At 74.2% G+C, this 12,778-nt stretch carries 10 protein-coding genes and 1 pseudogene; 7 read left to right on the forward strand and 4 right to left on the reverse strand.

The window, feature by feature from the left end:
- Window positions 1-28 precede the first annotated feature (28 nt).
- From ACZ4W9_RS27065 to ACZ4W9_RS27075, 3 genes and pseudogenes are all read right to left on the reverse strand, one after another.
- Window positions 29-3,028, reverse strand: a complete 3,000-nt coding sequence (locus ACZ4W9_RS27065; protein WP_467940155.1) for a type 2 lanthipeptide synthetase LanM family protein — start codon at window positions 3,026-3,028, stop codon at window positions 29-31.
- A 366-nt stretch (window positions 3,029-3,394) separates the two neighbouring features.
- Window positions 3,395-3,564: pseudogene (locus ACZ4W9_RS27070) on the reverse strand (IS5/IS1182 family transposase); the annotation flags it as partial.
- 34 nt (window positions 3,565-3,598) lie between these two features.
- Window positions 3,599-4,147 (reverse strand): winged helix-turn-helix transcriptional regulator, encoded by a 549-nt coding sequence (locus tag ACZ4W9_RS27075; RefSeq protein WP_467940156.1) that lies wholly within the window; start codon window positions 4,145-4,147, stop codon window positions 3,599-3,601.
- 93 nt (window positions 4,148-4,240) lie between these two features.
- On the opposite strand from ACZ4W9_RS27075, the gene ACZ4W9_RS27080 reads away from it, so the two are divergent.
- The gene (locus ACZ4W9_RS27080) at window positions 4,241-5,008 is read left to right on the forward strand and encodes a class I SAM-dependent methyltransferase (RefSeq protein ID WP_467940158.1); all 768 of its coding nucleotides are present in this window, start codon (window positions 4,241-4,243) and stop codon (window positions 5,006-5,008) included.
- A gap of 457 nt (window positions 5,009-5,465) precedes the next feature.
- Here the strand turns inward: ACZ4W9_RS27080 and ACZ4W9_RS27085 are convergent, their stop codons facing one another.
- On the reverse strand, window positions 5,466-5,609 hold the full coding sequence (locus ACZ4W9_RS27085; RefSeq protein ID WP_467940160.1) for a DUF6233 domain-containing protein: 144 nt from the start codon (window positions 5,607-5,609) through the stop codon (window positions 5,466-5,468).
- A gap of 608 nt (window positions 5,610-6,217) precedes the next feature.
- On the opposite strand from ACZ4W9_RS27085, the gene ACZ4W9_RS27090 reads away from it, so the two are divergent.
- From ACZ4W9_RS27090 to ACZ4W9_RS27115, 6 genes are all read left to right on the forward strand, one after another.
- Window positions 6,218-6,751: a 2,4'-dihydroxyacetophenone dioxygenase family protein gene (locus ACZ4W9_RS27090; protein ID WP_467940162.1), complete on the forward strand. Its 534-nt coding sequence runs from the start codon at window positions 6,218-6,220 to the stop codon at window positions 6,749-6,751.
- 33 nt (window positions 6,752-6,784) lie between these two features.
- Entirely contained in the window at window positions 6,785-8,218 is a 1,434-nt protein-coding gene (locus ACZ4W9_RS27095) for an MFS transporter (RefSeq protein WP_467940164.1), read from the forward strand.
- On the forward strand, window positions 8,215-9,384 hold the full coding sequence (locus tag ACZ4W9_RS27100) for a 2,3-butanediol dehydrogenase (RefSeq protein ID WP_467940166.1): 1,170 nt from the start codon (window positions 8,215-8,217) through the stop codon (window positions 9,382-9,384). The genes ACZ4W9_RS27095 and ACZ4W9_RS27100 overlap by 4 nt, the downstream gene beginning before the upstream one ends.
- Window positions 9,381-10,277, forward strand: a complete 897-nt coding sequence (locus ACZ4W9_RS27105; RefSeq protein WP_467940168.1) for an SDR family NAD(P)-dependent oxidoreductase — start codon at window positions 9,381-9,383, stop codon at window positions 10,275-10,277. Before ACZ4W9_RS27100 ends, ACZ4W9_RS27105 begins: the two co-directional genes overlap by 4 nt.
- A 366-nt stretch (window positions 10,278-10,643) precedes the next feature.
- Window positions 10,644-11,624: a helix-turn-helix domain-containing protein gene (locus ACZ4W9_RS27110; protein WP_467940170.1), complete on the forward strand. Its 981-nt coding sequence runs from the start codon at window positions 10,644-10,646 to the stop codon at window positions 11,622-11,624.
- Between the two features lie 598 nt (window positions 11,625-12,222).
- Window positions 12,223-12,630, forward strand: a complete 408-nt coding sequence (locus tag ACZ4W9_RS27115; RefSeq protein WP_467940172.1) for a DUF2690 domain-containing protein — start codon at window positions 12,223-12,225, stop codon at window positions 12,628-12,630.
- Window positions 12,631-12,778: the final 148 nt, after the last annotated feature.

Below are 12,778 nucleotides of genomic sequence, written 5' to 3' on the forward strand. Positions count from 1 at the left end.
TCCTCTCGATGAAGGTCGCGCCGTCGGTTCACGACGGCCGCGCCGATGGCGACGGCTGCAGCAGCAGCGTCGAAGCTGTCCGCCCGGCCGAGCCGAGCCGCAGGAGGCCCAGTCCGATGCCGGACAGTCCGGTCAGCAGGCCGGGAACGGCCAGGCCACCAGGGGTACCGCAGACCGGGGCCGCTCGGTCGAGGGCGGCGGCCAGGGCACCCGCCCGGTGGTCCAGCACCTCCCGGGCGCCGGGGCCCGGGAGGCGGCCGAGCAGTTCGAGGACGCCCGACTCGCCGTGGCACAGGGCATGGCCGGGCAGCGGACCGGCGGCCGCCAGCTCGTGGACGGCGCGCCCGGTGAGCCCGGCCAGCTCCGGATCCGCCAGGGCGGCGGGGCTGTCGGCCACGGCCAGGGCGATCCCCGGCAGGCCCTGACACCAGGTCGGGCCGGTGGGCGCAGCGGCACGGGCGCTCCGGGCCGCGTGGCGCAGCGCCGCCAGGCCCGCGCGCTCGTACCGCTCCCCGCCGCCGGCCCTCGCGAACCGCAGCAGCGCCCAGCCCACCCCGGCCGCGCCCTCGGCGAACCCCGGCGCGGCCGGCGGTGGACGGTCCGCCAGCCGCTCGGCGAAAAGCGCGGCGCCGTGCCAGGCCGCAGCGCTCCCGGTGGTCTCGTGTACCGCCAGCAGGGCCGCGAGCCCGCCGGCCGCCCCCTCGGCCAGCCCGGCCCGCCCGCCCGCCCGGTCTTCGCCCCGGAACCCGTCGGCGGTTCCGGCCGCGCCGGGGGCCTCGGTGGCGGTGTCGAACCCGGCGGTGGCACGGGTGAGTTCGGCGGCATGGTCGGCCCAGCCGGCCAGTTCGGGGTCGTCCGTCAGGGCGGAGGTCCGGGCGAGCGCGTAGGCGATGCCGCCCAGCCCGGCGAAGGCGCCCGGGCCCACGGCCGCCCGGTCCTCCGGCTCCGCCGCGAGGCGTTCCAGCAGCGCGGGCAGCGGGCTGAGGGCCTGGCGCGCCGTCTGGACGTACCGCTCCTCCCCGGTGTGGGCGGCGAGTTCGGCGAGGAACAGCGCCGGACCCGGGTAGCCGTGCCCGAGGTCGGCCCCGGCCGGCCCGAACCGCCAGGCCCGGTCCGCGAGGAGTTCGAGGCCGAGCCAGTTGACCCGGCCCCGGCCCCGGCCCCGGTGGGCGCCGTCCGTCAGGCGGTCGCCGATCCGCCGCGCCGCGCTGAGCAGCCGCTCCGCCGTCGGCCGCTCCGCCAGGTCCGGTCGGGCCGTGCCACTCCGACGGGTGGCCGGTGCGCCCGGCCGGTGGGCGCAGGCCGTGGACCTGGCGGCCAGCGCCGCCCGGACGATCCACTCCTGGGTGTCGAGGTCGGCCGTCCCCATGGCACGGATCTTCTCCACCACCCGCTCCAGACCCGGCCGCTCCAGTGCGTCCGGGATCCGCGAACCGGTGCCGGACCACAGGTCCGCCAGGCCTGGCCGGGTGGTGAACAACGGTACGTCGCCGTCCCAGAGCTGGGCGATCTCGTGCTCCAGCAGCCGGGCCGGCCCGGGGATGCCGAGGGCGTCCGTGCCGAGCAGCCGCAGCAGCTCGTCGCGGTCGGCCGGGTCGCGCAGCACGTCCGGGTGGGTCGACTCGTCGAGCAGCGTGGCGTACACCTGGGTGGCCCGGGGTACCACGCGCACCTCGTCCTCGGCGAAGCGGTGCACCAGGCCCCGCGCTCCGGTCAGCGTCTCCCGTCCGGCGGCGATCGCCCGGTACCCCGCGCGGAATCCGGCCACCAGCGCCTCGGTGAACTCGGCCGGGTCGGCGTACGCCCCGCCGAGCCGGGGGCGGTTGTCGGCCCCGGAGATCGCCCCGGCCCGGCGGACCAGCCGCATCCGGTCGGTGCCGCTCTCCGCCCAGGCCACCACCGGCAGCGGCGCCACGGCCCCGGCGTCGCCGCCCAGGCCGGACGCGTCCAGGGACGTGCCGTCCTCGCCGAAGAGCATCAGCGGCAGCAGGCCGACCCGGTGGACCGAGGCCGCGAGGGTGAGCGCCGCCGGGTCGCCGTCGGGGGCGGAACCGGACACCGGGGGATGGAAGAGGGTTTCGACGTCCACCGGTACCGGGTGGTCCGCCCGGGCGATGAGGTTCTCGAAGTGCAGGTCGGTCGCGTCCAGCGCGTGCAGCAGCGCGAGCCAGGCGCCCTGCCGCCGGTAGAACCGCTCCAGCTGGCCGCGGTTTTGGCAGGGCAGGGCCGCCACGTACGCCAGCCAGCCGTAGCCGGGCCGGTCCAGCAGGGCGACGGTGCGCAGTTCCGGCACGTCCGGCTGTCCGTTGAACCAGCCGACCAACTCGTTGAGGTGCCGGTGCGCGGTCAGCGGGCGCGGCTTGTAGACCGTCCGGGAGCCGTCGGCGAAGGTGAGCACCGCGGTGCTGCGGCCGTGCCGGTGCCCGTCGCCGGCGGTGGCGCGGAGCGAGACCAGCGGACCGGGGTCGGTGCCGTGCAGCAGGGTGCGGACCAGCTCCGTCCGGTCGGCGGTGTAGCGGTCGAGCAGTTCGGTCAGGGCGTCGGCGGCGTTGACGCAGGTCTGTGCCAGCAGCCGGCCGAGCACCGGGTACTCCGACAGCAGGGCCGACAAACCGTCCTGACGTGCTGTCAGGGCCAGGAACGCACGGAACCGGGCCGCGGGGGTGTCACCCGTCAGGCGGCCGTCCACCCGGGCGACGTTGAGTTCGAGCACCAGGGTGCGGGCGGCCTGCCGGGCCAGGCGCCGGGCCAGCCGATCGGTGAACTGGGCCCGCAGGCGCGGCAGATCCGTGTCGGGGACGGCGGCCGGCAGCCGGGAGGCGGCCAGCTCGGCGAAGGGCGCCAGGACGAACCGGAAACCGGAGGTGCCCGGCAGTTCCCCGGCCGGCACCACCGGCGCGAGCGGCGCGGCGGCGACCGCCGCCGCGACGAACGCGGCCCACTCCGGTTGCGGGTCGTGGGGGAGTTCGACGGCGGTCGGTCCGCCTCGCCGCTGGCCGGAAACGGCCGGATCGGCGGGAGCAACCATGGTGTTGATCACAGGCCTGACAATCGCAGGCCTTTCGTGTCCCGACAAGGGTTCGAGCCGTTCGGGGCGTCCGGGCCGGTTCCCTGTGGGGGGAGACCCCCACAGGGTCGGGGCGGTCGGCAGAAAGATGGGGGCTCCACCCCCATGCGGAACCGCCGAAGATGGGCAAGAGGACCAAGGCGAGGGGGCCGAGGGCCCGGAACCGCGGGTTCTCCGCGTCCGTGACGCCGCTCCCACGGGCCCATCCGCTCGTTCTTGACCGGTCGAGCTGCCGGGCTGCGCTTCCGCAGGTTCCTACAGAGCCGCGACCGCGTCGCCCGGGCGAGCTGGTGGGGATCGTCAACGAGTCACGGCCGTGATGTCGGCCCGTTCCGCGTGCCAACGTCGGCTGGTCTGGATGGGCGTCTTCTCGTCCTGGTGCGAGTCGTATCCGGTGTCCCGGTGCACGGTGATGCGTCGGGCAACGGCCCCAGGCCGCCCAGGCGGTTCAGGGTTGGGGCGAGCAACGGGGAGTCGTGGCGGTCGGCTCCGGCCAGTGCGCAAGACCTGAGGCGGCGGCACGCAACGAGATCACGAAGGAGCTGATCGGGCGGGCTTCGGGGCTGCGGCCGGGGCCCCCTCGTGCCGGGCGGCGAGCAAGGGTCCCAACAGCCGTGTGCCCGGCCCTATCCGTCCGCCTGGGCCGGGCAGTTGTGTCGTGTCGGCCACGGTGAGCGGCTCTCGGCAGGTGTCGCAGGCCACGACCGGTGTGGTGACGTGTCCGCAGGCGTCGTGGTGGATCCGGGCGGGCGGTCCCGCCGGCCCCGCGTACCACTTGTCACCCCAGGCCATCAGCGCCAGCAGGACGGGGTAGAGCTCCCGGCCCTTTTCCGTGGCCACGTACTCCTCGCGCGGCGGGCTGTCCTGGTACCGCTCGCGAGTCAGTACCCCCTCCTCGACCAGACGGGCCAGCCGGGCGGCGAGGACTTTGCGGGACAGGCCGAGGTCCTCCGCGAGTTCGTCGAAGCGGCGGATGCCGAGGAGGACGTCGCGCATGATCAGGGCAGTCCAGGCGTCGGCGAACAGATCGGTCGCACGGGCGATCGAGCACGCGACGTCGGAGAGGGAGGTGCGGGTCACGCTTCGATCGTATCGGCGAAGGGTTTCTTCAGGGAACTCGTCAATGCTAGGTTTCCTCAGGGAACTTGCCCCTGAACGTCGAGGGAGTCTGCCATGTCCACCACTCCGCGCATCGCAGTCGACTCGGCCGACCGGGCGGCCGTCGACGGCCGCCACATCCGGGCCGTGACCTTCCAGTCCGTACGGATGGAGTATCTGCGGCGCGTGCTCTCGGAGCTGAGCCTCACGGCGGCCGGCTGCCGGGCGCTCGTCATCGGCAGCGGACGCGGCCTTCCCGCCAGGGGTCTCGCCCGGCTGGGTTTCGAGGTCGTCGCCGCCGACCCGTCTCCTGCCGCCACGGCCCTCGCCCGGGACGCGGACAACGGGCTCGGCATCACGTACCTGACGTCACCCGCGGAGGAACTCGACCTGCCGGACGGCACGTTCGACCTCGTGTACTGCGCCGACACCCTTGAGATCACCGAACGGCCGAAGGCGGTCCTCGCGCAGGCAGCGCGTGTGCTGCGCCCTGCCGGGGCCTTCGTCTACGACACAGTGAACCGCACCCTCGTGTCCCGCCTGATCTACCTCGGTGCCTTCCAGGCCTTCCCGGGCACCCGGATCATGCCCCGCGGCCGCTACGCCGCCCACCGGCTGCGCCGCCCGGCCGAGCTCGCCGAGGCCCTCGACCGGGCCGGGCTGTCGGCGAAGGACGTCTCGGCGTTCAAGCCGCGCGACGTACGCAGTCTGGTGCGCGCGACGCGCGGACGCAGGCGTGGCACGCTGACCGACGAGCAACTGCCGGATCTGGTCGACATGGTGCTCGAACAGGAGGGCAGCCCTGCGGTGACGTATCTGGGCTACGCGGTCCGCCGGGCATGAGCCGCGCTTTCCTGTCGGCCGCCCGGCTTCGATGCGACCCAGCGCAGGTGCGTGCCGTACGCCGGGGTGCCGGGTCGGCTGCGGACCTGGCGAAGGCGCGGGTGGCGCCGGGGCCGTCGGTGGTCGCCCTCCCGGTGGCAGTGCGGATGTTCTGGGCCGACGCGTCTGGGCTGAGGCCGTGCCGGCGTGCGCCGAAACCGGGCCTCGTCCGGCACTGCTGTGACCGCTGGAGGTCAAGAATCCGGAATCGGCGCGGGAGTCGGCGCAGCGACCGGTCAGGGGAGTGGCACGGAGCCTGCACCCGGGGGAACATGAGCGAGGCGCTTGCGCAGGCGGTCGTCCGCGTCCGCAGCGCACGCCGACGGTCCGTCTGAGAAGACATCTCGCTCCCGCCTCCCCTGTATCGCTGCTACGAGCCTTCGGGACAGCCGGCGGGCCGGGTGGTGCCCCACCCCCGTCAGTCGAGCAGGCCGATCCCGGCGTCCGGCCGGCAGTGCGTACACGGCGGGATGTCCTGCCCCAGGGCATCGAGAGCCTGCCCCGGCCGAACGGCGGCGGGCAGAAGGCGTAGCCGAAGCCGCGGCCCGTCCGCACGGTGCACCGGGATGGGTGCGAGCCGATGGGCCGGGGGCCGCGATCGGCGCGCTGGTCACCGAGCGGGCCTGGAACTCCCGGCCGTCGGCGCCTCGCCGCGCGAGCGGTGGGCGGCCATCGCCCCGGAGCCGGCCGGGCACCTCGCTGTGGTCGGCTACGACGCCGACACCGGACGGCCCACCGTGTGCCCGGAGTCGGCGGCCCGGGTGACGAAGACGCGTCTGGAACAGACCCGCCCTGCACCTCGCGCCTGGCACGGTGCCCACGCGCGAGCTCGCCGACCCCGGCCCGGAACCCGCGACCGCGCCTTCCGGTCCGGCGCGCACTCGGAAGACCGCCTCGGACGGCTACCGCCGCCGCGCGGTCGCCGCGCACCAGGACGTCGCCGCCGCGCCGGGTGGCCCCGGCCCTCGCGGACGTGGTGGAGCGGCAGACCTCCGCGATGCGTGCGCTTGACGCATGGGGGCTCCCCGCGGCGGGCGGTCAACGGTTTTCGGACAGTGCGGGCGTCCGGAACAGGCAAAGGAAGGTGTCCCGTACGGGACAGACAGGGCATGCGTCGCGGGATTGACTTCCAGCCAACCACCCGATGAACGAGCCAAGGGAGTCCGTTCCATGCCGGAGCAGCCGAAGAACGAGTTCTGGAAGAACCTCAAGCCGATCGAGAACTCGTTCAAGCCGGACGCGCTGCCGGAGGTCTACCTCTCCGACGTCGCCACCGACGACGACCGCTACTACGCGCCCTTCACCGAAACCGTCAGCTCCCGCCCGCTGTGGATCAACGTGAAGGACAACACGTGGTCCGACATCCTGCGGGCCAAGGAGGCGGGTCTGGTCAACCGCCACTACCACCCGCACGAGGTGTTCGCGTACACCATCTCCGGCAAGTGGGGCTACCTGGAGCGCCCCTGGACGGCCGGCGCCGGCGACTTCGTGTACGAGGCTCCGGGCGAGGGCCACACCCTGGTCGCGTACGAGAGCGAGCAGCCGATGAAGGCGCTCTTCATCGTCAAGGGCCCGCTCATCTGGCTGGACGAGAACGGCGAGCCCACCGGCTTCTTCGACGTGCACGACTACATCGAGATGTGCCGCCGCCACTACGACGAGGTCGGCATCGGCGCCGCCTATGTCGACTCCCTGTTCCGCTGACCGGCAGCGTCCAGAACCCGACATGAGGTCGCCATGACCAGAACCCCTCCTCGGCCCGGCGCCGCGGCGCCGGACCGGCCGGCGGCACCCGGGGACGCCGAGGCCCGCCGTTACGAGCACCGTCTGCTGCTCGTCCTCTTCGCGGCCTTCGGCTTCGTCTTCTTCGACCGCCAGGCGCTGACCTTCCTCGCCCCGTTCATCTCCGACGACTTCCACCTCTCGCACACGGCCCTGGGCGTCCTGTCCGGTGTGCTGGCGCTCACGTGGGCACTGTCGGGGCTGGTCTGCGGCAGGCTGGCGGACCGGTACGGCCGCCGCCCGGTCCTGATCGCCGCCGTCGTGCTGTTCTCCTGCTTCTCCGCGGCGGGCGGACTGATGACCGGCTTCGCCGGTCTGCTGATCGCCAGGGCGCTGATGGGCCTGGCGGAGGGCGCGGTCCTCCCGCTGGCGCAGTCGCTGATGGTGGAGGCTTCGCGGGAACACCGGCGCGGCCTGAACATGGGCCTGCTCCAGGGGTCGTCGGCGGGGTTGCTGGGCGGCATCGTCGCCCCGCTGGTCGTGGTCTGGATCGCCGAGCACCACAACTGGCGGACGGCGTTCCTGGTGACCATCGTCCCCGGGCTGCTGATCGCCGTGTGGATCGCGCGGTCCGTGCGCGAGCGCCCGCCCGTACCGGTGCTCCCCGGCGTATCGGACGCCACGAGCGCGGACACGTCCGGCACGGCCGGCGACACCGCCGTCGGCACGGCGAGCGGCACGGCGGCCGGCCCGGCGGACGCCACCGCGCGGCAGGAGGCGGCACCGCCGCTGCGCGAGGTGCTGCGGGAGGCGCTGGCGCACCGCAACATCGTGCTGTGCACCCTGGCGGCCTGCTTCTACCTGACCTGGTTCACGGTCGTCATCACCTTCACGCCCACCTACCTGGAGGACGAGAAGGGCTTCTCCTCCGGCACGATGAGCCACGTCATGACCTGCTTCGGCGTGGCCTGGGTGCTGTGGGGCTTCCTGACCCCGGCGGTCTCCGACCGGATCGGCCGACGGGGCGCGCTCATCGCCTTCACCGTCGTGGCGGCGCTGTGCCCGCTGGCCGTGGTGTACGTCGACAACCCGGTGCTGCTCGGCGTCGTCGTGGTGCTCACCTACACCGGTCTGGGCTGCTTCACGCTGATCATGGCGACCATTCCCGCCGAGACCGTGCCGCGCCGGACGCTGACCGTCGCCCTCGGCCTGGTCATGGGCGTCGGCGAGCTGGCGGGCGGGTTCATCGGCCCCCTGGTCGCCGGGCTGGCCTCGGACGCATGGGGTCTGGACGCGGCGATGTTCATCTCCTCCGGTGGCGCCGTCGCCGTGGTCCTGCTCGCGCTGGGGCTGCGGGAGACCGCCCCCGCGGTGCTGCGCCGCAGGTGCCTCCCCGCCGGGCCGGTACACGACGCCACACCGGTTTCCACCTCGGAGAGTGCGCTATGAAGGCCGCGGTCTGGTATGGAGCGCGCGATGTACGCGTCACCGAGCGGGAGGTGACCCCGCCGGGCCCGGACGAGGTGCTGCTGTCGGTGGCGTACTGCGGGATCTGCGGCAGCGACCTGCACGAGTACACCGACGGCCCGCACTCGGTGCCGGTCGGCAAGGCCCACCCGGCTTCGGGCGCCCGCGCCCCCCTCGTCCTGGGGCACGAGTTCTGCGGCACGGTCACCGCCGTCGGCTCGGCCGTGCGGGGCCTGGCGGCGGGTGACCGCGTCGCGGTCGAACCGCACTACCGCTGCGGCGCCTGCCCGCGCTGCCGGGCGGGCGAGTACAACATCTGCCGCCACTTCGGCTTCGCCGGGCTGATGGGCCACGGTGGGCTGGCCGAGTACGCCACGGTTCCCTCGTACATGGCACACCGGCTGCCCGACGAGGTGCCGCTGGAGCAGGCGGCCCTCTTCGAACCGGCCTCGGTCGCGCTGCACGCGCTGCGGCGCGGCGGGGACGCCGACAGTGTGGCCGTCGTGGGCCTGGGCCCGGTCGGGCTGCTGACCGTGCTGCTCGCCGCGCGGCGGGGAGTCCGGCGGATCGTCGCCTCCGACGTCAACCCGGTCCGGCTCGGCCTCGCGGCGCGCCTCGGGGCGACCGAGGTGATGGACGCCCGGGAGGAGGACGCGGGGCTCCGGGTGCGTGCCGCCTGCGGGGGTGAGGGCGCCGACGTGGCCTTCGAGGTGGTCGGCTCCCAGGCGGCGCTGGACACCTGCCTGGCGGCGACCCGCCGCGGCGGGCGGACGGTACTGGTGGGGCTGGGGCGCCGCGTCGGCTTCGACTCCTCCGCGCTGGTGGACAACGAGCACTCGATCGTGGCCAGTGTCGGCTACCGGGACACCTATCCGGAGCTGATCCGGCTCGTCGGGACGGAGGGCCTGGACCTCAGCCCCGTGGTGACGTCGGTCATCGCCCTCGACGACGTGGTGCGCGAGGGGTTCTCGTCACTGCTGGACGGCGGCGACCAGATCAAGATCCTGGTGTCGCCCTCGGCCCCGGCCTCGGGGGAGCACACCCCGGCGGCCCCGGCGCACGCGAGAGCTTGGTCGTCGGCACCTGGACCGAGCCGAGCACACCCGGTGGCCCCGGCGCACGCCGGACGGGAAGGAGACGACCGATGACCACCGGCGCACCGACCGGGCCCGGTACCGGGCCCGTACCGCCCGCCGCGGGCACCGCCCCCGCCGCCGCACCGTCCGGCCCCGCGCCGTCCGGCCCCGTACCGCCGGGGACCGCGCCGACCGGTACCGCGTCCCTCCCCGGGCCCGTGCCCGGCACAGCTCCATGCTTCCCCGGCCCCGACGCCTTCGCGGGCCGCACCGCGCTGGTCACCGGCGGCACCTCGGGCATCGGGGCCGCCACCGCCGAGCTGCTCGCGGAGCTGGGCGCGCGGGTGTACGCCCTGGGCCTGCCGCCGGCGCCCGGCGGCGCACCGCCCCGGCACGAGCGGGTGCACGTCGTCGAACAGGACGTGACCGACCGGGAAGGGCTGGCCCGCCGCATCGCGGAGACCGGCACCCTGGACCACTTGGTGGTCTGCGCGGGCATGAGCGCGGACCGCGCCGAGTACGAGCCCGGGACCTGGGACCGCGTGCTGGCGGTCAACCTGGGCGCGGCGATGACGGCGTGCGAGGCGGCCCGGCCGCTGCTGGCCCGCCGGGGCGGCTCCGTCGTGACCGTCTCGTCCATGTTCGCGCTGTTCGGCAGCCGGGACCGGCCCGCCTACAGTGCCAGCAAAGGCGGTGTCTCCCAGCTCACCCGCTCCCTGGCGGCCGAGTACGCGTCCGACGGCATCCGGGTGAACGCGGTGGCGCCGGGCTTCGTCGTCACCCCGCTGGCGCGCGGCGTGCTCGACGACCCGGCGGCGGCCGGTGCCGTGCTCACGCGCGTTCCGATGGGGCGCCTCGGGCTGCCCCGGGAGGTCGCCTCGGTCATCGCGTTCCTGTGCGGCCCGGCGGCGGCCTACGTCAACGGAGCGGTGATCCCCGTCGACGGCGGCTACTCGGCGGTCTGAGACCCGCCCTCCGGCCGGTCCGGGCCCGCTCCGCACCCGCCCGACGGCCCGCGCGGCTCACCCCCACTCGCCCCACCCGGTACATCCCCCATCCGCTCCGCCCTGTCGCCCCCGTCCGACGGCCCGCCCCGGTTCTCCGCGGCGGGTCGTCGGACGGGGGTGAGCCGTCGGGTCGTGATCGGAGCCGCGTCGCCGAGTACCCTTCGCTGACGGGCACAGCGTGCGCGGGCACTCCGGCCGGGGACGATCCCGGCGGAGCCGCTCCGGTGTGACCCGCCCGGCGCATCCGGCCCGGCGGGGCCGGCTTCGAAGACGCGCTCCTCCGCGGCGCGCAGGACACTGGCTCACATCGGCAAGGAGGCCGAGTTGACCGGACACACCGCCACCGCGTTCTCCCGAGTGTCGACACGGTCGGTCGACCAGGCGGACCGCGTCGACCTGTGGGAGGACTACAACCGGCAGGCCCTGGTCGGCCTGACCTGTTCCCCGTACTCCGACGACGGACTGCTGGCCACCCAGACCAACGTCGGCCTCGGCAGTCTGCGCCTGGCCGACATCGCCGGGAACGAGCACGTCATCGAGCGCAACGCGCGGCTGTGCCGGGAGACGCCCAAGGACTCCGTCTTCGCGACCCTGCTCGTCTCGGGGCAGGCGGTGTTCTTCCACAGCGGAGGCTGCCTCAGCCTCGGCGCGGGCGACCTGGTGCTGTACGACACCCGCCGCTCCTACCTGCTCGGTTTCCCCACCACCATGCGCCAGCTCCTGGTGGACATCCCCCGGGAGGTCTTCGCCGAGCGCTGCCTGTCCGCCGAGCTTCCGGTGCCGCTGGTCTTCGGGCTGCGGTCGTCGGCCGACGCCCCGGCGGTGCGAGCCCTGGAGTCCGTGCTTTCCGGCTGGTTCGCCCGGCGGGAGCCCGGCGACGTGGCGGGCACCGAGGGCACCGTGCTGGGCCTGGTGCGCTCGCTCGCGGCGTCCCGGGTGGGCGGCGGGCGCCCCGGGGACGACCAGGACGCCCGGCTGCTGCTCGCCAAGGAGTACATCGACCGGCACCTGTCCGACCCCCGGCTGTGCGCGGAGTACGTCGCCGACGCGGTGGGCCTCTCCGCCCGGCAGTTGAGCCGCGTCTTCCGGCAGGCCGGGCTCAGCCCCTCCCGCCACATCCTCGAGAGCCGCCTGACGCGGGCCCACGAGCAGCTCACCGACCCCGGCTCGGCGCGGCTGACGGTGGCCGACATCGCCCATGTGTGGGGCTTCGCCAGCCAGTCGCACTTCACCCGCGTCTTCCGCGAGCGGTACGGGCGGACCCCGGGCGAGCTGCGTCCGGCCTCGCCCGGCCGCCGGGACTGACCACCGCGACGGCGCGCGGGCGGCCGCTACGGGATCCGGGGCGACGTAACTGTGGAGCCCGCGCCCGCGCTCGCGCCGAGGTGCCCTTCGCGGACCGTCCGGACGAGCTGCTCGGAGGGCGGGAACCGGTCGTCGCCGGCGCCCTCCCGTAACACGTGCGAGGTGTCGACCGGGGTGTCGATGCCGGTCAGGCCGGCGGTGTGCGGCGGGCGGCCCTCGGCATGCCCGCGACGTCGGCAACCACTGCGACGGGCGTCGTCGGGTTCCTCTTGGTCGAGCGGCCGAAGCCACCTCCAGCACTGCGCCATGGCCGAGGTGTGCCATTTCGGCCAAGATTATCGCTATGTTCCGTTACGGGGAGTCGGTGGGAACACATGGCCGGTTGAGGCAGGGCATGAGAGGGGCGTCGCGCTTCCACAGACGCGGTAACGGCTGGGGTCCTCTGCCTGAACAGCGACGGAGCGCCTGAAGGGGGCGCCCTCTGTGTCCTGGACAAGCGCTGGGCTCCGCATGCGGCACCCACTAGCGTCTTTGGACGACCGAGGAACTGCGCCAGGCAGGCCTCCGGCTTCCAGGGGGAACGTTGAGCAAACGACTCATGGTAGGGCTTTCTTCCGCCGCGCTGCTGTGCGGGACGATGGCTCTCACCGCGCCGACCGCCCACGCGGCACCCAGTGCGACCTGCTACGGCTCCTCGTGTACCGGTAAGGAGCCCAACGGGACGACCTGTGCCGGCGACGCCATCACGGCCAAGCAGGCGTCCGGTGGGGGACGTACCATCCAACTGCGCTACAGCCCGTCGTGCCGCGCCGCCTGGGGGAAGATCACCGGCGCCAGCGTGGGGGACTGGATCACCGTGAGCAATTCCGCCGGCGCGTACTACGAGCGCCAGGTCTCGTCGGGCAGCGACCAGCACACTGTGATGGTGAACGACGCGGGCCTCACGTCCTCGGCCTGTGGCTTCCGCAACGGGACCGTGCTGCTGGCGTGCACCGGCTCGTACTGACACCGCCCATGACGGCCCCGGGGCTCCTCAGGAGTGTGAGGAGCCCCGGGTGCCGGGGGCCCGTCCGCTCACGTACGTCCGGTGTTCCATGCTCGGCTACGCCCGACCGCGTCCGCGGTGCGGTCCGGCAACCGGCGTTGTCGGACGG

It is taken from the genome of Streptomyces sp. NPDC029296, from assembly GCF_055569255.1.

Bases quoted from the DNA above. Each gene is read 5' to 3' on its own strand.
- ACZ4W9_RS27065 (WP_467940155.1), bottom strand. From the start codon at position 3,028: ATGGTTGCTCCCGCCGATCCGGCCGTTTCCGGCCAGCGGCGAGGCGGA.
- ACZ4W9_RS27080 (WP_467940158.1), top strand. From the start codon at position 4,241: ATGTCCACCACTCCGCGCATCGCAGTCGACTCGGCCGACCGGGCGGCC.
- ACZ4W9_RS27090 (WP_467940162.1), top strand. From the start codon at position 6,218: ATGCCGGAGCAGCCGAAGAACGAGTTCTGGAAGAACCTCAAGCCGATC.
- ACZ4W9_RS27095 (WP_467940164.1), top strand. From the start codon at position 6,785: ATGACCAGAACCCCTCCTCGGCCCGGCGCCGCGGCGCCGGACCGGCCG.
- ACZ4W9_RS27100 (WP_467940166.1), top strand. From the start codon at position 8,215: ATGAAGGCCGCGGTCTGGTATGGAGCGCGCGATGTACGCGTCACCGAG.
- ACZ4W9_RS27105 (WP_467940168.1), top strand. From the start codon at position 9,381: ATGACCACCGGCGCACCGACCGGGCCCGGTACCGGGCCCGTACCGCCC.
- ACZ4W9_RS27115 (WP_467940172.1), top strand. From the start codon at position 12,223: ATGGTAGGGCTTTCTTCCGCCGCGCTGCTGTGCGGGACGATGGCTCTC.